The sequence below is a fragment of the Geosporobacter subterraneus DSM 17957 genome, from assembly GCF_900142145.1.
Taxonomy (GTDB): domain Bacteria; phylum Bacillota; class Clostridia; order Peptostreptococcales; family Thermotaleaceae; genus Geosporobacter; species Geosporobacter subterraneus.
The window spans coordinates 69,119-90,374 of record NZ_FQZV01000012.1 but is presented as its reverse complement, the minus strand read 5'-3'; the positions used below and the strand labels follow the sequence as shown (position 1 = coordinate 90,374).

22 protein-coding genes and 1 riboswitch are annotated in these 21,256 nt (G+C 39.5%); of the genes, 14 read left to right on the top strand and 8 right to left on the bottom strand.

The window, feature by feature from the left end; translation table 11 throughout:
• From BUB56_RS19645 to BUB56_RS05545, 6 genes are all read left to right on the top strand, one after another.
• Positions 1-204, top strand: a 204-nt coding sequence (locus BUB56_RS19645; protein WP_278319459.1) for a hypothetical protein, incomplete at its 5' end; no start/stop codon positions are given.
• A 317-nt stretch (positions 205-521) separates the two neighbouring features.
• Entirely contained in the window at positions 522-881 is a 360-nt protein-coding gene (locus BUB56_RS05565) for a LytTR family DNA-binding domain-containing protein (protein ID WP_110940380.1), read from the top strand.
• A gap of 153 nt (positions 882-1,034) precedes the next feature.
• Positions 1,035-1,214, top strand: a riboswitch (cobalamin riboswitch).
• A 136-nt stretch (positions 1,215-1,350) separates the two neighbouring features.
• Positions 1,351-2,100 carry an energy-coupling factor ABC transporter permease gene (locus BUB56_RS05560; RefSeq protein ID WP_110940379.1) on the top strand — a complete coding sequence of 250 codons (750 nt, stop codon included), beginning with the start codon at positions 1,351-1,353 and terminating at the stop codon, positions 2,098-2,100.
• Complete coding sequence (locus BUB56_RS05555) at positions 2,097-2,393, top strand: energy-coupling factor ABC transporter substrate-binding protein (RefSeq protein WP_110940378.1); 297 nt, start codon at positions 2,097-2,099, stop codon at positions 2,391-2,393. Before BUB56_RS05560 ends, BUB56_RS05555 begins: the two co-directional genes overlap by 4 nt.
• Complete coding sequence (gene cbiQ / locus BUB56_RS05550; RefSeq protein ID WP_110940377.1) at positions 2,390-3,157, top strand: cobalt ECF transporter T component CbiQ; 768 nt, start codon at positions 2,390-2,392, stop codon at positions 3,155-3,157. Before BUB56_RS05555 ends, cbiQ begins: the two co-directional genes overlap by 4 nt.
• Positions 3,158-3,188: 31 nt before the next feature.
• Positions 3,189-4,025 carry an energy-coupling factor ABC transporter ATP-binding protein gene (locus tag BUB56_RS05545; protein ID WP_110940376.1) on the top strand — a complete coding sequence of 279 codons (837 nt, stop codon included), beginning with the start codon at positions 3,189-3,191 and terminating at the stop codon, positions 4,023-4,025.
• A 341-nt stretch (positions 4,026-4,366) separates the two neighbouring features.
• Here the strand turns inward: BUB56_RS05545 and BUB56_RS05540 are convergent, their stop codons facing one another.
• On the bottom strand, positions 4,367-5,281 hold the full coding sequence (locus BUB56_RS05540) for a mechanosensitive ion channel family protein (protein ID WP_110940375.1): 915 nt from the start codon (positions 5,279-5,281) through the stop codon (positions 4,367-4,369).
• A gap of 371 nt (positions 5,282-5,652) precedes the next feature.
• On the opposite strand from BUB56_RS05540, the gene BUB56_RS05535 reads away from it, so the two are divergent.
• The 3 genes from BUB56_RS05535 (at position 5,653) to BUB56_RS05525 (ending at position 8,402) form a co-directional block, all read left to right on the top strand.
• Positions 5,653-6,840: an ABC transporter substrate-binding protein gene (locus tag BUB56_RS05535; RefSeq protein WP_330392564.1), complete on the top strand. Its 1,188-nt coding sequence runs from the start codon at positions 5,653-5,655 to the stop codon at positions 6,838-6,840.
• 142 nt (positions 6,841-6,982) lie between these two features.
• Positions 6,983-7,825, top strand: coding sequence for a hypothetical protein (locus BUB56_RS05530; protein WP_110940374.1), 843 nt, complete (start codon positions 6,983-6,985; stop codon positions 7,823-7,825).
• 88 nt (positions 7,826-7,913) lie between these two features.
• Positions 7,914-8,402 (top strand): hypothetical protein, encoded by a 489-nt coding sequence (locus BUB56_RS05525; protein WP_190014227.1) that lies wholly within the window; start codon positions 7,914-7,916, stop codon positions 8,400-8,402.
• A 68-nt stretch (positions 8,403-8,470) separates the two neighbouring features.
• On the opposite strand, the gene BUB56_RS05520 is transcribed toward BUB56_RS05525, so the two are convergent.
• Together BUB56_RS05520 and ytvI are read right to left on the bottom strand one after the other, a co-directional pair.
• On the bottom strand, positions 8,471-10,405 hold the full coding sequence (locus BUB56_RS05520) for a type I glutamate--ammonia ligase (RefSeq protein WP_110940372.1): 1,935 nt from the start codon (positions 10,403-10,405) through the stop codon (positions 8,471-8,473).
• Between the two features lie 236 nt (positions 10,406-10,641).
• Entirely contained in the window at positions 10,642-11,709 is a 1,068-nt protein-coding gene (gene ytvI / locus BUB56_RS05515) for a sporulation integral membrane protein YtvI (RefSeq protein WP_110940371.1), read from the bottom strand.
• A 240-nt stretch (positions 11,710-11,949) separates the two neighbouring features.
• Here ytvI and BUB56_RS05510 point away from each other — a divergent pair, with 240 nt between their 5' ends.
• Complete coding sequence (locus tag BUB56_RS05510) at positions 11,950-12,375, top strand: universal stress protein (RefSeq protein WP_110940370.1); 426 nt, start codon at positions 11,950-11,952, stop codon at positions 12,373-12,375.
• A gap of 137 nt (positions 12,376-12,512) precedes the next feature.
• Entirely contained in the window at positions 12,513-13,394 is an 882-nt protein-coding gene (locus tag BUB56_RS05505) for a YitT family protein (RefSeq protein ID WP_110940369.1), read from the top strand.
• Between the two features lie 193 nt (positions 13,395-13,587).
• On the opposite strand, the gene BUB56_RS05500 is transcribed toward BUB56_RS05505, so the two are convergent.
• Together BUB56_RS05500 and BUB56_RS05495 are read right to left on the bottom strand one after the other, a co-directional pair.
• Positions 13,588-14,589, bottom strand: a complete 1,002-nt coding sequence (locus tag BUB56_RS05500) for a hypothetical protein (protein ID WP_110940368.1) — start codon at positions 14,587-14,589, stop codon at positions 13,588-13,590.
• Between the two features lie 31 nt (positions 14,590-14,620).
• Complete coding sequence (locus BUB56_RS05495) at positions 14,621-15,253, bottom strand: metallophosphoesterase family protein (protein WP_110940367.1); 633 nt, start codon at positions 15,251-15,253, stop codon at positions 14,621-14,623.
• A gap of 115 nt (positions 15,254-15,368) precedes the next feature.
• Here BUB56_RS05495 and BUB56_RS05490 point away from each other — a divergent pair, with 115 nt between their 5' ends.
• Positions 15,369-15,770, top strand: a complete 402-nt coding sequence (locus tag BUB56_RS05490; protein ID WP_110940385.1) for a putative ABC transporter permease — start codon at positions 15,369-15,371, stop codon at positions 15,768-15,770.
• A gap of 98 nt (positions 15,771-15,868) precedes the next feature.
• Here BUB56_RS05490 and murI read toward each other — a convergent pair whose 3' ends face one another.
• From murI to BUB56_RS05475, 3 genes are all read right to left on the bottom strand, one after another.
• The gene (gene murI, locus BUB56_RS05485) at positions 15,869-16,693 is read right to left on the bottom strand and encodes a glutamate racemase (protein ID WP_110940366.1); all 825 of its coding nucleotides are present in this window, start codon (positions 16,691-16,693) and stop codon (positions 15,869-15,871) included.
• A 146-nt stretch (positions 16,694-16,839) separates the two neighbouring features.
• Positions 16,840-18,099 carry a [Fe-Fe] hydrogenase large subunit C-terminal domain-containing protein gene (locus BUB56_RS05480; RefSeq protein WP_110940365.1) on the bottom strand — a complete coding sequence of 420 codons (1,260 nt, stop codon included), beginning with the start codon at positions 18,097-18,099 and terminating at the stop codon, positions 16,840-16,842.
• Positions 18,100-18,112: 13 nt separating this feature from the next.
• Complete coding sequence (locus BUB56_RS05475; RefSeq protein WP_110940364.1) at positions 18,113-18,451, bottom strand: hypothetical protein; 339 nt, start codon at positions 18,449-18,451, stop codon at positions 18,113-18,115.
• 206 nt (positions 18,452-18,657) lie between these two features.
• On the opposite strand from BUB56_RS05475, the gene pepF reads away from it, so the two are divergent.
• Together pepF and BUB56_RS05465 are read left to right on the top strand one after the other, a co-directional pair.
• Positions 18,658-20,481, top strand: a complete 1,824-nt coding sequence (pepF, locus tag BUB56_RS05470) for an oligoendopeptidase F (protein WP_110940363.1) — start codon at positions 18,658-18,660, stop codon at positions 20,479-20,481.
• 33 nt (positions 20,482-20,514) lie between these two features.
• Positions 20,515-21,159, top strand: coding sequence for a DsbA family oxidoreductase (locus tag BUB56_RS05465; protein WP_110940362.1), 645 nt, complete (start codon positions 20,515-20,517; stop codon positions 21,157-21,159).
• Positions 21,160-21,256 lie beyond the last annotated feature (97 nt).

The window sequence follows — 21,256 nt, the reverse complement described above, 5'->3', positions numbered from 1 at the left end:
TTCAAACTCAGAACCATTGTTGAAAGATCCATTTCTCAGATTAAGAATTTCATCCAAATTAAATCATCAAAGGTTCGAAACACAGTATCACTCAAATCTGACATTCTCCTAGCCTGCATCTCTCAGCTCATCGCTTTTATGCTTTTGTTTAAAACACAGCAAGATCATAGGAATCCACTTGCCATCAAATCTTCAATCGCATAGATTAAATCTTTAAAGTTAGAGGTTTAGCTGCCCCTTTGCTTTGCTATGCCTTTTTTCATGTTTATATCTTCCTATGCTGTCGCATAAATACTATTTCTCCTGTGGATAAATGGAAACCACATTCTGCAACTACCTAGTGTATACTAAAAACAATATTGAAAATTTACCCCAAAATCCTATAAAATAACATTTTTCTGCAAGAAAATATAAAACTCTGTTTTTTTCTATGGAAGGCTGTTTCGCCTTAAAGTTGTAGTGATATTGAGAATTTGATATAATAGGGGAAAATATGCGGAATACAATGGGAGTTGAATAAGGTGGAAGAAGTCAAAGGATCAAAGCTAATACATGGGAAGGTTTGTGTCAAGAATGGCATGGAGAGACTGTTTATGCCGAAGAAGCATATCATAATGTTTGTAAAAAATGGCCGAAAAACAGACATGGTAACCATTGAGGGTACTTTCAGCCTGAATACCAGCCTGAATTCCATTGAAAAAAAGCTGGATAATCGGCATTTTTTTAGGTCCCATCAATCCTATATTATCAACCTGATGATGATTAATAAAATCGTAACTACAGAAATAGAGACTTATGTGGTTATGGAAAATACGGAAGAGAAGGCATTAATCACGAAACAAAATGAGAAAAAGTTATACAATTTTATAGAGATTTTATAGCTGAACAGTAATAATATAGTACAGATAATAAATAGAATATGCAAAAAAAAACGTCAAATAGATAGGAAATCTAGGAAAATAGTAAGCAGAAACAGCAGAATATGCAAGTTTGTTGAATAGTTTGTGTAAATCCAATATAATGATAAAAGAGAATAATAAATATCAAATATAGGTGCCTCCTATGGAGGAGAATAGGGAAATCCGGTTGAAATCCGGTGCAGCCCCCGCTACTGTAAGCGTATACGAAACCTCAATATGTCACTCAAACATGGGGAAGACGAGGAAGTAGGATAAGACGCAAGCCAGGAAACCTGCCTATGTTTACTTTGGGACCTTCGGAGGGAAGGAAATATGGTACATAATCACATGAAGTGATGAACTATCGTAAATCTAACACTCCAAGTTAGATTTTTTATTTTGTCCTTTGTTTAAATAACAAATTCGTAATCGTAATGAAGGAGGAGGAAAAATGCATATCAAAAAGTATATTCCCTATACTTCTGTTTTTGCATTCATAGCAGTATTATTCAGCACTCAAGAGGTCTATGCAATGCATATTATGGAAGGGTTTCTGCCGCCTATGTGGGCAGCCCTATGGTTTGCTGTATCAGTGCCTTTTATATGGATGGGCATAAGATCTATAAAGAAAATTAGCGATGAAAATTCCAGCATAAAAATGCTTTTGGGTCTTTGTGGTGCCTTTGCCTTTGTCTTATCTTCTCTTAAGCTGCCTTCTGTGACGGGAAGCTGTTCTCATCCTACCGGTGTAGGATTAGGAGCCATATTGTTTGGTCCGGCTGCCAGCAGTGTAATGGCTTTGGTGGTTTTACTATTTCAGGCACTCTTGCTGGCCCATGGAGGATTAACTACCTTAGGTGCAAATGTGTTTTCTATGGGTATTGCAGGGCCGATAACTTCTTTTGTTTTGTACAAGACTATGAATAAGATGGGTACCTCTAAGGCAGTTAGCGTTTTTGTAGCCACTGCCTGTGGAAATTTAGTCACTTATATTGTCACATCTATTCAATTGGGTATAGCTTTTCCAGGAGAAGTAGGGATGATTGCGGCGATCGGTAAGTTTATGGGTATCTTTGCTTTAACTCAGGTACCGCTGGCGATCAGTGAAGGATTACTGACAGTTGTCATATATAATTTGCTGGCATCCTATCATAAAAATGAACTCAATCAGTTGAATTTATTAAGGGGGGAAAAAGCATGAAGCTCTGGAAGAAAAACATGTTGCTGGTTTTAATGGTAGTAGTCATCTCCATTGCTCCTCTCTTAATGTTGCCTGATGCAGAATATGGCGGTGCTGATGGAGAAGCAGAGGACATGATTACAACGTTGCAGCCAGACTACGAACCGTGGTTTGAATCATTCTGGGAACCGCCCAGCGGTGAAATCGAAAGTTTGCTTTTTGCGCTGCAGGCTGCCATTGGAACGGGATTTATTGCCTATTACATTGGATATATGGTAGGGAAGAATAAAAATAAAGCGGTGACAAATTCATGATTTCCATTGACCATTATGCTTATATCAATCGATTAAAGCACATTCATCCCCTTGAGAAGTTTGCATTATCTATAGGAACGCTCATGGTGTGTATGTTCTTCAAGACATGGTTATTACACTTTTTGGTAATAGCCTTTATGTCGTTTTTGATATTGGTCTATGCAGGAATACCATGGAAAGCTTATCTTAAACTTATGCTTGTACCATTTACATTTCTGGCAGTAGGGGTTTTGGGAATTGCCCTCACGATAACAAACACTCCTTCTATTATAACAATTGGTTTTCCGGTGGGAAAGTGGATGCTTGGAGTGGAGAAGGCGGGGATTGACCAAGCCTTAGTAACCTTTTCAAGAGCCTATGCCTCAGTGACCTGTTTATATTTTCTTGCGCTCACTACACCAATGGTTGATGTTATTTGGATACTGAAGCAGATGAGGATACCCCGCGTGCTTACAGAGATGATGACGATTATCTATCGTTTTATTTTTGTTCTGCTGGAAACTGCATCGATGATGTATCTATCACAGGAATGTCGACTTGGGTACATTTCTATTTCAAGAAGCTACTACTCCCTCGGACAACTTATTTCCAATCTTTTCATTAAAAGCTTTCAGAGATCTCATGAACTTTTTACTGCTTTATCTACAAGAGGGTATTCAGGAGATATAGAGGTCTTAGAAGAGGAATATATTTACTGCACAAAAAATATTCGGTGGATTATCATAGCAGAAATGTTTTTCATTGGACTGGCAATCTTGTTATAATATAGAGGGAAGAAATAATGGAGGGGATGTTTTGACACAATATATTATTCAGACAGAGGAATTGGAATTTGCATACCCAGATGGAACAAAAGCCCTCAAAAACCTGTCGATTGCCTTTGAAACGGGGAAAAAAATTGGGATTGTTGGCCCAAATGGAGCAGGAAAAACAACCCTGTTTTTGACATTAAACGGAGTACACAAAGCCACAAAAGGTAAAATATACTATCACGGTCAACCGATATCCTATGAAAAAAAAGAGTTGCTTAACTTGAGGAAAAGAGTAGGCATTGTCTTTCAAGATCCCAATACACAGCTATTTTCCGCCAGTGTTTTTCAAGAGGTATCCTTTGGTCCTATTAACCTGGGTATACCAAAAGATGAGGTTAAGGAAAAGGTAATGACAGCATTGATTAAAGCAGATATTGTGGATCTAAAGGATCGGCCCACTCATTTTTTGAGTGGGGGACAAAAAAAACGTGTTTCTATTGCGGATATTCTTGCAATGGAACCGGAGGTAATCTTTCTAGATGAGCCTACCGCTTTTGTAGACCCTAAAACCAGTGAAGAGTTAATGATTTTTTTCGATCAATTGAACCAAGAGGGAAAGACCATTGTCTTGTCGACCCATGACATAGATAGGGTATATACATGGGCAGATTATGTTTTTGTCATGAAGGATGGAAGCGTTTTTGCAGAGGGACTTCCGGAAGAGATTTTTCGGAATGAAAAAATACTCAATGAAGCAGATTTGCAGAAACCATGGATTATAGAGGTATATGAAGTCTTGTTAAAGGGTAAGCCCCACCTGCAAGAACTGCCGATACCAAAAAGCAAACAGGAGTTATTTGACTTAATAGAAAAACTCTAAATATAGATTTACGCCAGTAAAATGAAAAATAAATGTAGGGGCAGACCCGTAGGCATCAACTTAATCTAAATATTCCCAAATAAACCTTAGAAGCATGTCATTCTGAGGGTTAGCGAAGAATCTTATAGAACATAAGCAAGATTACTTTTGATTATCAGAATATGTCATCTAGCTTAAAGATCCTTCGACTCCGTTTTACTCCGCTCAGGATGACAAATTATGGGTTAAGTTGACGCCTATGGGGGCAGACCTATGTGTCGTCCTGAAAAAGCGGGCAGACACGCAGGTCTGCCCTACAAAATAACATCTTGTTGCAGACGCATAAATCTATAGAAGGATGATCACTCTTTTCTGAGATCATCCATTTTTATTTCCTCTTGTAGGTCATGTGGTAGAAATTCATCCACAGACGGTTTTTGACGAATCTCTACCGTCGGATAGGCGATACGAATATTTTTTTCACGAAATACTCTTAAAATATGCTCATAAGCCCTGTTACGCAAAAGCCATTGTGCGTGGGGATTTACTACCCCGGTAATAATGTATTTTGCCCCCCCTGCTTTGCCGTCTAAGGACATAATGCCATAAAGACTGAATTCTGCATAGCTGATGTTTCCAATATGATAGAGCTTGTCTGCATAGGTTTCATTGATATAGCTGCATACTTCCTTTAGAGTTTTTTCCACTAGCTCCTGATCCTCCTCGAAGGGGACTACCACCTCCAATATAACCCTAGCCCTTTCTTTGAAGTAATTTTTTAAGGTTTTAATTTCGCCGTTAGGAATATAGACCTTTTTCATGGACCATTCCCGTATGGCAGTAGCCCGGAGTCCGATTTCCTCTACAGTACCCAGATACTGTTCGTTAATACTTACAAAATCTCCTACCTTCATTTGTCGTTCAAAAAGGATGAAAAAGCCGTTAATAATGTCTTTGATCAGGTTTTGAGCACCCAATCCGGCAACCAGTGTAATAATGCCAGCTCCGGTAAGTACTGTAGTTTTTCGAATTAAGCCAAATTCGCTCAATATGTTTAATACAGCAAAAGTCAGTATGAAATAAGAAAACAGAGAGTCAATTACACTTTTGATTGTCTGTTCCCGCTGTTCGTTAAATTTGGTAATTTCAATTACTTTACCCGTAAGAAACATTACAAGCCGTATGAGAAAAAAAGAAATGATTAGGATGATCAAAGATGTTGCAAAGGGTTTGATATTGTCTACAAAGTTAAATTTTTCAATAATCCTTAAATCCATAGATGTCACCTCAGATTGGAACAGTTAAGTATCATAGATATTTTTCACATTCTGTTGTAAGCCTATTCTGTATGCTGTTAATTTCGGATGTCCAGGTATATTCACAATATAAAAATGCATATATTTTAAAGGACATGTATTATAGGATGAAAAGCAATATGAATGATTTTATATATAAAATTATTGCATTATAAGTACATATATATTGATTTTCAATAAATAGATGTGCTAAAATACTTAAATAGAATTAATTTTTAAGAAATTGTAACAATTTTATTAAGAATACTTCATAAAAGGGGGTATTAAAGACAAAGACGGGAATTGGCTTTATACATAAATATAAATTAATGAGTGAAAAAGGGGGAGAAAGTGTGAAAAAGCTAAACAAAAAGATATCTGTAGTAATCGCATTGATGCTAATTACAGTATTGGCCTTTTCAGGCTGTGCAAAACCAGCTCCACAAAGCGCAGAGCAGCCAGCTCCGGCAGAGGCAGATGTAATTAAAATCGGGGTTTTTGAACCACTCACCGGAGCGAATGCAGCAGGCGGTGCCATTGAGCTGGAAGGGGTTAAATTGGCAAATGAGCTATACCCAACCGTGTTAGGCAAAAAAGTAGAATTGGTTATCGTTGACAACAAATCAGATAAGGTAGAAGCTGCCAGTGCCGCTGCCCGTTTGATTGAAAAAGAAAAGGTTTCAGCCATCATTGGAAGCTGGGGAAGTTCTTTATCCATGGCAGCAGGGGATGCAGTAAAGACTGCTAAGATTCCTGCAGTAGGTGCTTCCTGTACAAATCCATTGGTAACATTAAACAATGACTATTATTTCAGAGTTTGTTTCATCGATCCATTCCAGGGAACTGTTATGGCAAACTATGCGATCAATAAGCTTGGGGCAAAGAAAGCTGCTATTATCCAAGAAGTATCTTCAGACTATTCCGTAGGTCTTGCTAAGTTCTTCACAGATTCATTTAAGGAGCTTACTGGCGATCCAAACGCTATCGTGGGCAGTGCAAGCTACAATACTGGAGACCAGGACTTTACAGCTCAGCTGACAAATATCAAGCAATTGAACCCGGATGTAATCTTCGCTCCCGGTAACTTTACAGAATCTGCAATGCTGATGAAGCAAGCAAAACAACTGGGGATTAATATTCCAATCCTTGGTGGAGATACTTGGGAAACACCAGAATTTATTGATATCGGTCAAGACGCAGTAGAAGGGGCTGTATTCTCTACCTTCTTTACTTCCGAAGTGCCAATCACTGAAAAATCTAAGGAATTCCTGGATGCTTACAGAAAGAAATACAACCAGGAGCCAGCTTCTGTTACTGCTCTCGGATTTGACGCATACTTAGTGATTCTGGATGCTATTGAAAGAGCAAACTCTACTGATTCTGTGGCGATTAGAGATGCCATTGCTCAAACAACAGACTTTATGGGTGCAGCAGGCATTATCACCCTTGATGGAAACGGAGATGCAGTAAAGAGTGCAGTAATCAAGGTTGTAAAAGACGGCAAGTTTACTTACTTAGATACAGTTGAACCAGTAAAATAATTTTACTGAATAATGAAAGTCTCTACTTCTTGTAGAGACTTTTTATTTCAAAAGAAGCATGTCATCATTAGGAACATTTCCACAGGGCCTTCAATATAATGTAATGAAAATCGGACAGGGAGTTATAAATGGAGGGCTGAAAATGAAGGCGATGAACAATGGCAAAGATTCTATTCTTATGAGGCTGTTCATTGGTTGTATTATTTCTTTTATCATTATTCTGTTGATGCTGAATAATCAGTCTAGTCTGGTACGTCACCTGGAAACAGAAACCTATTATAAGCTCCAAACCTCCATAGAAAGATTAAAGGAACAACCGGAACTGATGAATCAGGAATTATCAAGAATTATTGCGGAGCATCAGCAAAAGAAGGAAGAGATTCAAAAAACAACCATCTCCAATAGCATTAAAGGATTTTTGATCACCATAGCCATTATATTGGCTACCGTAAGCAATATCATCAAAAATTTCAAGTCTATTGTGAAAGAGCTTTTGGGAAAAAATTATAGTGAAGAAGAATGTAAGAGCAGAGAAGACTGTCTTGATCAGAGAAGAGAATGCCTGATTCCAATGCCGACGGATAAAAACTGGTATATGTCAAAGGAAATTCGACAGCTTCTGGAGCAGATTAATCTTATGGAGGAAAACAAGCTTTCACAGGAGATGCAGCAGCTGATTCAACAAGCTATTACTTTACTGGTAGGACAGCTTGTGCAGCTGTCAAAGCAAACCTCGAATTTTACCAAGCAGTTATCTCATGATCGGGAGAATCTAACCTATGGAATCAGTGAAATGAAGAAAGGAATCGAACAGGTGACTCAGGCAATTACAAGAAAGAATAGGGAAAATGCAGCCTTTGAGGATGAAGAGATGTTTGCAGCCATGGAACAGATCAACAGCGTTATAGAAGAAATTGGGGAGCTATTGGTTGGTATGGAAGAGAGAATTCATGATTTGACGCAAAGGATTGAGCATGACGAATAGATAATGTGGAAAGAAGTAAATTTAAAGGTATAACTTCTTTTTTACCTTCAAAAACTAGAGATACTATGAAATGGAAGGGGAGAAAGAAGTGGAATTTCATGAAATGAATGATCAAGCTGTAAGCAGTACCATCATAGAGGCCTGCAAACACAATGATAAAAGATTGAAGCATAAGCTAATAGAGGCTAGCAACAGAGACCCCAGAATTGCTGCAAAGGTGCTTGAAAGCCTATATGAGTTAGTTGACTATGATCTGAATTTTGTCATTGACATCTTAACCCATTGTTCAAAAAGAGAGCATATGCATGTGTTAAAAGAAGCTAAGGATCCGGTAAACATCATCAAGTTATTTGACGAATACAGCAGAGAACGGCTAGAAGCCTTGGAATTGGAAGATATTGTTGAAGGAAGAGACCTAGATATAATCTGGGAAGTGAAAGAAGGTCCTCAAATAGATGCCCTCAGCAGAGCCTATCTGCAGCGATGCTTGCTTGCCATTGCCTATCACCTAGGATACCATGAAGAGCTGAAAACTTTCTTTGAGGAGGAAAAAAGAAAGTATTTGGTTCTGCACTAAATAGTATAGACAAGCCTTGCCAGAACAGAAAAAGCAGCCCTAGGGCTGCTTTTGGGTATTTCATAGCATTATTGGATTTCAAATAGGTTTCTCTTATATACCATATATAGAGATTTTAACTCACCCATTTTGCTGCTCATTTCTTGTTGAAGCTTTGAAACCGTATTAAAATCTCCACTGTCTATACCCTCACGGATTCTTGTAAAGAGAGATTTTTGGCTTAGGCTGTCCTTCATCAAATAATTCCTTAACTGATTGATCTTCTCCCAAGTAACCACATCGAGGTCGGTTACACTTTCACTGCCATGAAGCTTTTTGCACATTCTTACGAATTCTGCATTATCAGGGATGATACGTTTATATAGCTCTGTAGTCCACTGATTTTGCGTAGCAACTTTAAAGGAATTGATGATTGCATCTGTAAATACACCGTTGGAGGACAGGATGGCTTTCTTCTCAGGATAATGCTCTAATCCAAGAAGGTTCTCCCATACAGTTGCAGGAGGCTTACCAAAGAGTTCATTTCTTTCATCTTCTGTATAATGTTCGAAAACATCATATTCACTGCGATAGGCTCTGTCTGCTTCCAAATAGAAGCTGGACTGACCTGGTTTCTTAGAGAAATCAGCTTCCAATTCCTTGGCTGACTTTCCGGATTTTAGTGCAGCCTTGATACCATCAAGCATTGCTTGATATACGGCTGCCAAAACCAAGTAAGTGTTGCTGGTAGGATTCGGTGCACGAAGCTCAAAACGCGTAGCCAATGGTTTATCAATATCCCGAACCAAACCTGCCAATACGGTTCTGTTTCTAGAAGGAATCTCTACGCTGTGTCCTACAGAAGCTACAATACAAACCGGTGCCTCAAAGCCGGGCTTTAGACGATTGAGAGCATCGTTGCTGGAGGTCACAAAAGGATTAACAACCTCATAGTTCTTTAGCAGACCCATCAGGGCACCCCAACCGATCGGGCTCATGAATTCTTCCTTCATGTCTGCCGGTGAGAATAGGTTTTTGAACTTTCCATTCTTCAGCTTTACAGCTACACCCACATGAGTATGTTCACCACTTCCTGCTACTCCTTCGATAGGCTTCGCCATGAAAGTAACATCTAAACCATGTTGGATAAAGGTATCCTTTACTACATCTCTTGCCAATAGCTCGTTATCAGCTGCTTGAAGGGCTGTACTGTATTTCCAGTCAATTTCAAGCTGTTCCATTACGTGATCATATTGACCATTGCCGGATAATTTAGCTTTTACACCGCCTACTTCTTTGTGACCCATTTCAGCTTCTAAGCCGTAGGCATCCAACATAACCAGAGACTGCTCCAGTGCTGTACGAACAGGTCCCACAGTCCTTTTCCAATACTGCTCTTGAAGAACCTGTGAAGTAGAAAGCTTTTCAATTTCCGGCTTTTCTTCAGGGCTTCTTACCCAAAACTCCAGCTCTGTAGCAGAAGTAAGCACGACTTCTGCAATATCATCTACAGAATCGATTCCGATGGTTTCTAGTACATAGGGTGCGTCCTTAATTATTTTTATGATTTCAGTTTGGAAATTTTCTACAGATCTTTGGAGAATTGCTCTGGAATCCACACGAATGTTATTGTGAACTAGGAAAGAAGGGATTCTAAGGGTTCCCACCGGCAATCCGGTTTTTTCATCTATATTTTCATAGTTATAATCTACAAACCAATTTACGCTTGTATCAGGAATAATATCAACTCTAGCGTCATTTAATGATGCAATTTCGGGCAATACAACACTGGATCCATCGGTCTGCACACCAAAAGTTAAGAACTCCTGCATGTCTTTAATCGCTAATTCTATAGGTACTTTCTCATCGGTGTCATTACCGCCAAGATCAACACCTACTAAAGAAACGAACTGAATTTCAGGGTGCTGCTTCAGAATCCCCGCAATTTCATCAGGAGTATGCTTTGGAGCAGGAATCAGAAACAATAGTTTATGTTTCTCTGAACTTAATAAATCCTTTAACATGAAATCACCTCTTTTTTAGTTAATAGTTTTATAATGAATAATTATAGCATATATTACATATTTGTAAATATCCCAAAAAACTGAAAAACGTTTTCAAAACTATAAAATTAGTTTTAAAATTAATTGAATATATAGTTAATTTTCTGCATAAACATTTATAATTATAAAGATAATATACATATTTATGCATAAACAAACTCGGACAATTTATGGATTAAATTTAAAAACGTTTGTATTTATTTTTTCCATTGAGGAAGAATACCTACCTTTTGCAGCGTAATGAGTACAATGGCAGTAATGGGGCCGATGATTAATCCGATAACCCCAAAGGTCTTAAGCCCCACATACATTGCAAGCAATGTGACCAAGGGATAGAGCCCGATTTGGTTGCCCAGTACCTTTGGTTCTAAAAGCTGACGGATAAAAACAATCAGCCCGTAAAGCAGCGCTAGGTATATTGCTGTCTGATAAGAGCCCGCCAAAAGCTTCCAAAGAATGAGCGGTACATAAACAGAGCCCGATCCCAGTATAGGCAGTGCATCTATGAGGCTGGCTAGCAGGGCTAACAGTACAGAATAGTCAATACCGATCAGTGTTAAGCCTACAGCACTTTCAATAAATGTAAAGGACATAAGAATAAGCTGGGCTTTAATATACCCTGTGAGGGCAAACAGCAGATCATGCTTTAGTACCTTTATGGTAGAACGCTGGCTCTGAGGGATTTGAGCCACCATAAATCTTGTGATTTCCTTTTTATCCCGGACGATAAAAAAGGTGGAGATCATAGTAACCAGCAAAAACACGAAAAAGCTTGGAATACGGGAAAGAAAGCCCATCAGTGAGGAAATGATTTTCCCCAGCAAGAGGGTAAGGTTATTTAACAGACTGTTTAAACCATTTATAATAGACTGTGCGATATCAGGGGGCAGCCTAAAATACAGATTTTGCATACGGCTGACAATCTCGATGCTTTGAAAATACAGCCTTTCTGAATACTCAGGAAGCTTGATGGAAAGCTTCGTCAGTTCCACTACAATAATTCCGCCAACTAATGCAATCAGTGATCCCACCAGCAGCACAAACATCCCTGTGGAGAATAGGGCAGCCAGTCCCCGGGGCAGCTTCAAACGGGTATGTAAAAAGTCCACAAGAGGCTCAATCATGGATGCGATTGCCCAACCCAGCAGAAAAGGGAGGACATAAAAAATCAGGGTAGTAGAAAAAAAATATATACCCAGAATAGTTATGCCAATCACGGCGAAACGGCCCAATAAGGGCAGGTATTTATTCAGATCATTATACATAACAACACTCCCAATCAGATGATTATCTAATTATATGATAAAACTTAAAGGCATACAACTTCGAACAACCTTCATTCTTCTTTGATTTTAGCCAATTAGGAATCTTATACCTATCTACAACACTGTATGACAAAATTTATCAAGTATATAAATTATAGAGATTGAAGGGGTTAGGTCAGGGTATAAGAATAATAACAAAGTAGTCATACATATATCCATCACAAGAAGGAGGTTTGTAGTATGAAAAAAATATTAATTGCCATTGACGGTTCTGAGCATTCTCAGAAGGCTTTAGAGGAAGGAAGAAAGCTTGCAGAAGCATTTTGCAGTGAGGTAATCCTGCTAAATGTAGTGAATGACTTTAAACACAATTATTTCCATGAAAGTGTATATCTTTATGAGCAAACGCGGGAATCCTTCGAACAGCATGGAAAAAGTGTCATTGAAAAAGCAGGAGTAGCTTTTGAGGGATTCTGTGGAACCCTTCATACAGAAATCAAAATCGGAGATCCTGCAGAACAGATTATCAATGCAATCGAAGAAATGGATCCGGATTTGATCGTAATGGGCAGCAAGGGCTTAACCGGCATAAAAAAAGTAGTCATTGGCAGTGTTTCTGATAAGGTGCTGCATCATACCAACAAACCTATATTAATTGTAAGATAAAGTAAACATAAAGAGAGGGCGAGATGCCCTCCTTTTTATTGCTTTTTTTTTAAAAACTTAACAATTTAGTTACACCTTTTTATCCACAATTCGATATAATAGATTTTGTGAGAAAAATGGAAGAGAGGGAGTAGAAAATGAAGAAAGACTATCAAAGACATTTATTGGATGGAATTTACCTTATCGTCGGTTGTGCCCTGCTGGCATTTGCCATTACATCTATTTTAAAGCCTAACGGGTTGATTACAGGGGGAATTACAGGACTGTCCATTATTATAGATCGGCTCACCGGGATTAAGTATACCTATCTGTACTATGGAATGTCTATGTTGGTACTCTTGTGTGCATGGCTGCTGCTGGGCAAGCGGGAAGGCGGCAAGATCATATTGCTTTCCATCCTATTTCCGTTGATCTTGATATGTTTTGAGAATGCCAACTATGACTTTATAGAGAATGACACCATCTTAGCTTCCATTTATTACGGCATTATTGCCGGTGCAGGCTGTGGACTCATTCTCAAAAGGGGTTTTTCCATGGGCGGAACCGATACGATTGCGAAGATTATTCATTATAGAATGTTCCCCTTTATAAGTATAAGCCAGATTTTACTGGGAATTGATATTGTCGTGATTATGTCTTCTGCATTGATTTATGACCGTAATGTAGCCCTTTATGCCATATTAACTCAAATTATCATGATAAAAGCCATCGACCTGGTACTCTTCGGTTTCGGTTCCAAAAACGTTAAAATTGAAATTATCAGCGAAAAGAATGATGAGATTGCAGACTATATTTTAAATAGCATTAAACGAGGAATCAGTACCTATGAAATTAAAGGAGGATATACAAATGCCTCCAGACAGAAAATTATTTCCGTTTGCTCTCCCCGTGAAACCATGCTGATAAAAATGTTTATCGCCCAAATTGATCCTAATGCTTTTGTAGATGTGCTGCCGGTGATTTCCGTATGGGGAAAGGGAATTGGTTTTGAAAGCCTTTTAGAGGACGTTCAGGCATAAAAACGCTCTTAATAGCCTTTTCAGGTTGTTGACAAAGTAATGTCGATAAATAAACCCCTCCTAAGTTTCCGAACAAGGACTTTGACGAGGTCACTTTTTTCAATGATCTATTTCACAAAAAGTGGCCTTGTCACGGAGTTGAGAGGATCTTAGGAGGGGTTTGTCATCAGTCTTAAATGCTCTTAAGAGCGTTTTATTTGGATTCATTAATTTTCTTTTCTATTTCCAGAAGTCTGATTAAGGTATCCTCGGATAACTGCTTTAGCAGATTTTCACGATAAGAAACACATACTTTCTCCTTTTCAAACTTTGATCCGATGCCGCCAATATGGGTCCAGGAGATTTTTTTGTTTCTATGATACAAATCTAAATCCACTAACCTTTTACCGTTACTGTCGTATTCCAGAGCCATGAGGATTTTTTTGATCTCCAGAGGCTCCAGCATGGTAAAGAGCTTAATTTGATAAGCCACCACGGAGAACAGCATCAGGGCGTGATCTTTGGTCCAGGATTCCCCCAGAATCATGCCTGCCTCTATTTCTGATAGGATCAGCTGCAGTCTTTCCTGATGCTCATGATATAATTCTCGGGAATCGTAGATATTAATACGCAGTTCATACCATTCTCTGCTCTTTAAGCCATGGGTAATAAAAATCAGTCCTTCATTGCGCAGCCGGTGGGACAGAAGATTGACAGGCATAGATACCAGCAAGTTTGGATGAATAAAGTCTTTTGACTGTAGGTTGTGGTTGATCGGCTTATTGGTGAGACTAATAATCGTGTCATCCGCTTCTCCCAGATCGATGGCCTCCAACCAGTTTAAAGCTTGGGCTTGGTATTCCCGCTGGATTTGCTCTAGGGCATCTTTGCCGTCACCGGCCACCCGCAGTACTAACGACGCAGGCCCTAACTGGATGCGGCTTATCCATGGAGATGCTGTTTCGTTGATAAAGGTCATCAGTATTATCGAAGAAGCTGCGGGAACCAGAAGAATGCTCTCAGCGTCTTCGACCCTGGTATGGGTTAGATTCGGAGGGGTGAGAAAAATGATGGTACTGTTCTCTGTCGAATACTCTAAGGCTTCCTCAAAGGAATACAGAGTTCCCTGAAGGTGTTTATAAATGAAGTCCTGCAGTTGCTGCACTTTTTCAGTACGAATAAATAAAAACCTCGGACCCATACGGATATAAATCATAATAAGACCTCCATATCTGATTTTTAGTATGCTAAATGCCAATTTTTCCATTGATAATGCGGCGCAGACTATTGGTGCCCATTGGATAGGGAATAAAAAAAACTTTCTTGGTAAGTCCTGATATCACATGGATATTATAAATGCCATTGAGATATACCTGCTGCTTTGGATATTCTGCCTCAATATGGAGATTATGCCCGTATAGATAGATATCCGCCTGTGGGGGTAATTTTTCAAAATAATGAGCCGTACCAATCCTCAGGCTGCCAAGCTCTATCGTTGCACCTTCCTTGAGCAGGATAACGTCCTCCCATAGATTGATGATAGTCTCTGGGCAATCATGATTTCCAGGAACCAAGTAGAAGTCAAAGGACCCTATTTTTTTCAAATGCTCAAAGAAGCTCCGGGCACTCTCTATATAATTCATTTTTTTTCCTTTTAAATACTCCAATTTGATATTATCCACCAGATCTCCCGTATGGATGATATAGTGGGGCTTTAATTGCTCAATCATTCGATACAAATAGGGATAGATTTCGCTGGGAGTATCTGATATATGCAATATCAGCGGTTCATCGAGCCGTTTTAGCTCTTCCGGTATAAAGGGTACCCCTAAAAAGTAGGAGAAATATTTAGCGAGGGAACAAGCCTTCATTCTGTCCATAAATAATGCCTCCTTCTAACTATTAGATTATTCCAAAGAAACTGCCCCGTCAAGCAAAAGAGAAGCATAAAAATATTTAGGTATGAAAGCCGCAAAAAAATGTAAAAATAGAGTCATGATAATCCGATTCGTAATCTATGGTTTTTTGGGCTGGTGTATTGAGATTTTTTGGACAGGAATGGGAGCTGCCTTGACGGGAGATCGGCGCTTTCGAGGATATACCTATCTCTGGATGTTTCCGATTTATGGTTCGGCTGTTTTTCTGGAATCCTTACACGATAGGATTTTCCATTGGCCTATATTGGTGAGAGGAGGCGTATGGGTTTTAGCGATTTATACGATAGAATATGCTTCTGGATGGTTTCTGCGCAGCGCACTGGGAGAATGCCCATGGGATTATTCAGGGGCTAAGTACGCTGTAAAGGGATTGATACGCCTAGACTATGCTCCGGCATGGTTTATTGCAGGTTTGTTGTTTGAAAGAATCCATCTGTTTTTAGATAGGATTCTACTATAAAAGCGGCCATATAGGCCGCTTTTGACTGGTGATGAGGCAATATCTGTGCATAGACCCCTCCGAAGCTCTAGAAGAGGGACTTTGGCGATGTTATTCTTTTACTTGCATTCCAATATATCCAGATCAAAGTTTTTGAAATCCACCTTCACACTTTCTTTACCGAAAATAGAGTTGATCATATTCATAAAGTTCTCTGAAAGGTCACTGGCATAAAAAATATTCTCTGCTTCAGGATTTTCAGCCAGGAGGTTTCCTTCGACAAGTGCTTTATGAATACTGTGGACAATCTCGAAAGAAGGATCTATGATCTTAAGATGAGGATACAGCTTTTCAATCGTAGGCTGAATTAAAGGATAGTGGGTACAGCCTAAAACTAATGTATCCAGGGCATTTTCCTCAACAAATTCATCCAGGTAGTGCTTTACGGAAAGCTCCATAATTCCATGATCGATAATCCCTTCTTCAATTAAGGGAACAAATATAGGACAGGCTCTATCGAAGAGCTTCAGATCTGGGTTATATTTAGTAATATTCTTGATATAGGTTTTTTGCTGAATGGTTACCTTTGTACCGATAATGCCGATTCGATTAGAGATGTCATGCTCCCGTGCTACTTTTCTAGCAGCCGGTTCAATAATGCCTATAACGGGAACCCCTTTGCAATAGGCTGGTAGTTCATCCAGACAGGTGGCTGTTATGGTATTGCAGGCAATAACAAGCATTTTTACATCTTTATGCAATAAAAAATCGACGATTTGCCGGGTAAAGCTGGTAATCGTAGATTTTGCTTTAGAACCGTAGGGTGTTCTTGCGGTATCACCAAAATATATTAATCTTTCCTTTGGCAGCTGTCTCATGATGTGGGGTACCGCTGTCAATCCTCCGACCCCCGAATCGAAGATGCCAATTGGCCGATTATCCATAGTATTCCTCCTAGCAGATAATTATGTATGGCGACAAGAAAACAATATAAATATACTACACCATTATATTAAAGGAATCAATCGTTTATGAATGAACTGTTAAAATTTTCATTTATGATCATAAAAAGAGGTGACAGAGCACCTCTTTACGTTGTATTCTTTTTCTCTGGGGACTGCATTTTTCCTTTCAAATTCACGATACAGTCTTCGATATCTGCATATCCCAGGATAAAATCCTCTGCCAAAGACCTGCAAGTTGGAGAGCCACAAGCTCCACAGTCTAAGTTCGGCAGGATGCCGTGGACGGCATCGATCTGTTCCATTTTTTTCATGGCTTCCAGTAGATTGTCATCCAGCTTATGCACATTTCGCGGATGAATCTTTTCAGTAAATAAAAAGGGTGCAAAATCATTGGTAGGCAGCGCATAGTTATTGCGCATATTCTTCTCAGTAAGGCTTCGAACTTTTTGTCTGGCGATGAAGGAGTTTTCCAGAGTAAGACAGCCGCCTACACAGCCATTGGTACAGGCTGCACATTCCAAAAAGTCTATTCCCGTAATTCTTTCATTTTCGATTTCATCCAAAATACGAATGACATTCTCGATCCCATCTACGCTAAGATAGTGCTCAATCCCTAGAGCCTGACATTCGCCTCCCGCCCTAGCCCAGCCTATAGCCTTGCCTGAGTCATAATAAGGGATTTCTATCTTAATATTTTTCAAGTTTTTTTGAATGCAAGGATAAACTGATTGGATGGAAAGCACACGGTCTACATTGGATCGGACAATGCCAAGTGGATTTCGAACGCTGGTAACCTTTGCCGGACAGGGGCTGATATAATATATTCCAATATCCCTTGGATGGAGACCGGTTTTTTCCACTGCCTGTTGTCTTGCAATAATTGCAGATATTTCCATTGGTGATTCTATAGGCAAAATATTTTCTATTAAACTTGGAAAGCGAATTTGAATCAAACGTACGATGGCCGGGCAATTAGATGAAATCAGCGGACGTCGGGGAGGGCTTTTAAGCAGCCGCAATGTATACTGAGTCACATACTCAGCTCCTCTGGATTCCTCGTACACCGCATCAAATCCCATCATCTGGAGGGCTGACAGTATTTTAGAAGGCCTGATGCTACCGTCAAACTGACTGAGGAGCGTCGTAGAAGGCACTGCAACTTTGTATAGAAAGTCATTTAGATGCTCCTTAGAATCGCTGACACTTCTCTTTGCATGGTGAGGACAAGCAAGTATACATACACCGCAATCAATACAGCGGTCATCGATGATACGTGCCTTGCCGCCTTTTACACGGATGGCTTCCGTGGGACATCCTTTAATACAGTTGGTGCAGCCGATACATAAATCTTCTTCTAAAATAACAGAATGACAATATCTATTCATGGGAATTCCCCCTCTAATCCATTAACCCGTATTGGTATAATAAACCGCAGCTTTTATATAGATTAAAACGCGTACCCATTAAGACGATACCGGTCTGGTTAGCCAGATCGATGATTTCCTGGGAGGGTTTCTTATCTCTTACAAATACAATCCCCTTTATATCCAGCATTTCTGCAGTTCTAACCACCTGAAGATTCATCAGCCCTGTTAAAAGCAGAGAATTTTCGGCGGGAAATCTTAATACGTCACTTAACAAATCAGAAGCCTTGCCATATTGAAATGTCATATCTAAATCGGCGAAACTGCTGTATAGCTCTGCGTTAAGAATTTCAATGACTTTGGATAGCTTCAAGGTAACACCTCCAATAGGATTATTATACTATAGTATTAATTTTTTTTAAATATACTGAAAAAAGTTTACAGTGTATACATGACTTGCAGGAAACCTTCGTAAAAAGTTGGAATGATCGTAAGTTTTGGGTATAATAATAGACATTAGAGAATCCATTATTGTTGCTGTAGAAAAGCTGATATCACCAATGAAGGGAGGGAGTGGCGATGCCACAAAAAGAATCGGAATTAAAAAAACCACAGAAGGTAAAAGAACGCAAGGAGATAGACCAGCGGTACAAATGGAGACTGGAAGCACTTTATTCAGAGGATGATGATTGGGAAAAGGATTATCGTGCTATTAAAGAAATGACAAAGGAATCAGAAAAGATTGCCGGAACACTAGGCCAGTCAGCAGAAAAGCTGTACGAAGCTCTTCATTTTGCCGATGAGATTTCAAGGAAAATTGAGAATGTTTTTATTTATGCAAGGATGAAGAAGGATGAAGACAACCGAGTTACGAAATACCAGAGTATGAGTGACCGGGCGCAAGGGCTAAGTGTTGAGGTCCAAAGCAGTTTGTCCTTTATGATACCGGAAATTTTAGGTATACCTGAGGAACGAATCAGAACTTTTGTTGAAGAACATGAAAAACTAAAGGGATATCAATTTTACTTAGAAGAGCTTTTGCGCCAGAAGGCCCATATCCTCACGAAGGAAGAGGAACAGATTTTAGCCCAGGCGGGAGAGGTGGCAGCAGCACCAAAAAATATTTTTTCCATGATCAACAATGCGGATATAAAGTTTCCGGTGATTCGAGATGAAAAGGGTGAGGAAGTAGAGGTAACCAAGGGGAGTTATGTAAAATTCTTGGAAAGCAGCGACAGAAGGGTCCGGCATGATGCCTTTAAAGCCCTTTACAGTTCCTATGAAAAGCAGAAAAATACTATCGCTTCTACACTCAACTACAGTGTGAAAAAGGATGTCTTTTATGCCAGGGTGCGAAAATATCCTTCTGCGTTACAGGCTTCCTTAGATGAGGATAATATACCGCTGGAGGTTTATGATAACCTGATTAGAACCATCCATGAATATCTTCCTGCCATGTACCGCTATGTAAAGCTCAGAAAGCGTGCCCTGGGATTGGAAGAACTACATATGTATGATTTATACACACCTATCGTAAAGGATGTAAAGATGGAGGTATCCTATGAGGATGCGTTAAAGAAGGTTTCAGAAGGGCTAAGACCTCTGGGAGCGGAATATGTATCCCTCCTGGAAAAGGGTTTTGCGGAGGGCTGGATTGATGTATATGAGAATGAAGGGAAGACTAGCGGTGCCTATTCCTGGGGCAGCTATGATAGTCCGCCCTATGTACTGCTGAATTATCAAAATACGATACACGATGTATTTACCCTTGCCCATGAAATGGGTCATTCCCTGCATTCCTACTATGCCCGTTCCAAGCAGCCCTACACCTATGCGGGCTATAAGATTTTTGTAGCGGAAGTGGCATCTACAGTCAATGAGGCTTTACTGATGCAGGACCTGCTAAAGAAAACAGAAGACAAAAATATACGGGCCTATTTGCTGAATCACTATCTTGAGCAGTTCCGGGGAACCGTATTCCGTCAGACTATGTTTGCGGAATTTGAAAGAGAGGTCCATGAGTGGGCAGAGCGTGGGGAAGCCTTAACCCCCGAGTCTCTTTCTGAGTACTATGGAGAGTTAAATAAAAAATATTATGGTCCCCATATAATTGTGGATGAAGAGATCAAAATGGAATGGGCTAGAATCCCACACTTTTATAATGCCTTCTATGTCTATAAATATGCTACGGGATATGCGGCAGCTATCTCCTTGACACAGCAGATTTTGCAAGAAGGAGAACCGGCAGTAAAACGGTATATCGAATTCCTGAAAAAGGGTGGAGCTGATTATCCCATTGCTCTCCTCCAAGGTGCCGGGGTTGACATGACGACCACGGAGCCAATTCACAGCGCCCTAAAGGTATTTGAAGAATTAGTAAAGGAAATGGAGCAGCTGGTTTAAGAAAGATATCAGCATGTTTGCAAAAATAAATGAATGATCCAGTCCCTGGAGGGTAAGAGTATAACAGAACCGATGAAAGGGGTGGGTCTTCTGAAGGAAATTATCTTTATCTTCGATTATATCTGTCCTTACTGCTACCTTATGCTTCCAGAAATCGAAAGACTTTACTCAGAACATAGGATAAAGGTGAGCTGGATTCCAACAGAAATCTATCCGGAGATTCCGCCGGAAGGAACAGACTTGAAAAATTTCCTAGGAACAAGAAAAGTTGAAAAGGCATATAAGCTGATTAAGGCGCAGGCAAAGAAAAAGAATTTAGTTTTTTATTTGCCCGAGAGGATTTATAATACAAGGCTGGCCAGGATGCTGACAGCTTACGCCTTCAATAAGGTGCCTATGGAGGAAATACTCCATGCCTTCTACAATAGTGTTTTTGTGTATAATAAGAATATAGGAGACCATAGGGTTTTACAGAAAATCTGCTTGCAGCTGGGTATTTCCTGGGATGACTTTTTACAACGGATGGAGGATGAGCATCTTTTAGCTGTTATAGGTTCGTGGGAAGATATGATTAAACCCTATTCCGTTGAAGTGGTGCCAACAATTGCAAGTGGAGAAAATATACTGGCAGAAGGCGTATGTAGTTACGAGGAACTGGTAAAAATGATAAACAAATAAACGGATTGATGAGTGACTTTAGGAAGGAGTTATGAAAATCCTTTATAAAGTCATTCTTTTGTCTATCATTATTTAGTATAATAGGAATATGAGTCGA